Below are 664 nucleotides of genomic sequence, written 5' to 3'. Positions count from 1 at the left end.
TAAATTAAATAATTGTAACGAATAATATGGCGGTGTAGCTCAGCTGGCTAGAGCGTACGGTTCATACCCGTGAGGTCGTGGGTTCGACTCCCTCCGCCGCTACCATATAAGTTACATTTGTTATAAATATACGGAGGAATACCCAAGTCCGGCTGAAGGGATCGGTCTTGAAAACCGACAGGGGTGTCAAAGCCCGCGGGGGTTCGAATCCCTCTTCCTCCTCCATTTATTTATACCATATTCATATCATCGCGGGGTGGAGCAGTTCGGTAGCTCGTCGGGCTCATAACCCGAAGGTCGCAGGTTCAAATCCTGTCCCCGCAACCAAAGTGGTCCCGTGGTGTAGCGGTTAACATGCCTGCCTGTCACGCAGGAGATCGCGGGTTCGATTCCCGTCGGGACCGCCATTTTGTTTGGCTCGGTAGCTCAGTTGGTAGAGCAAAGGACTGAAAATCCTTGTGTCGGCGGTTCGATTCCGTCCCGAGCCACCATTTTAAGACGGCGATTGTGGCGAAGTGGTTAACGCACCGGATTGTGGTTCCGGCATTCGTGGGTTCGATTCCCATCAGTCGCCCCATCTTAAGTAACGCGGGTGTAGTTTAGTGGTAAAACCTCAGCCTTCCAAGCTGATGTCGTGAGTTCGATTCTCATCACCCGCTCCAAA

General features: G+C 52.0%; 7 tRNA genes. All 7 read left to right on the top strand.

Annotated features, from left to right (window positions below):
• The first annotated feature begins 28 nt into the window (after positions 1-28).
• A tRNA-Met gene (locus POF52_RS31000) sits at positions 29-105 on the top strand.
• Between the two features lie 27 nt (positions 106-132).
• Positions 133-225: transfer RNA gene (locus POF52_RS30995), tRNA-Ser, on the top strand.
• A 25-nt stretch (positions 226-250) separates the two neighbouring features.
• A tRNA-Met gene (locus tag POF52_RS30990) sits at positions 251-327 on the top strand.
• Between the two features lie 4 nt (positions 328-331).
• Positions 332-407: transfer RNA gene (locus POF52_RS30985), tRNA-Asp, on the top strand.
• 8 nt (positions 408-415) lie between these two features.
• Positions 416-491 (top strand) — tRNA-Phe (locus tag POF52_RS30980).
• A 10-nt stretch (positions 492-501) separates the two neighbouring features.
• A tRNA-His gene (locus POF52_RS30975) sits at positions 502-577 on the top strand.
• 11 nt (positions 578-588) lie between these two features.
• Positions 589-662, top strand: a tRNA-Gly gene (locus POF52_RS30970).
• Positions 663-664 lie beyond the last annotated feature (2 nt).

Origin of the sequence: Priestia sp. AB, assembly GCF_028369225.1 — a bacterium.
In the GTDB taxonomy this organism is placed as follows: Bacteria; Bacillota; Bacilli; order Bacillales; family Bacillaceae_H; genus Priestia; species Priestia megaterium.
Note: the sequence above shows the minus strand (reverse complement) of the source record. Positions and strands in the feature narration are given on the sequence as shown.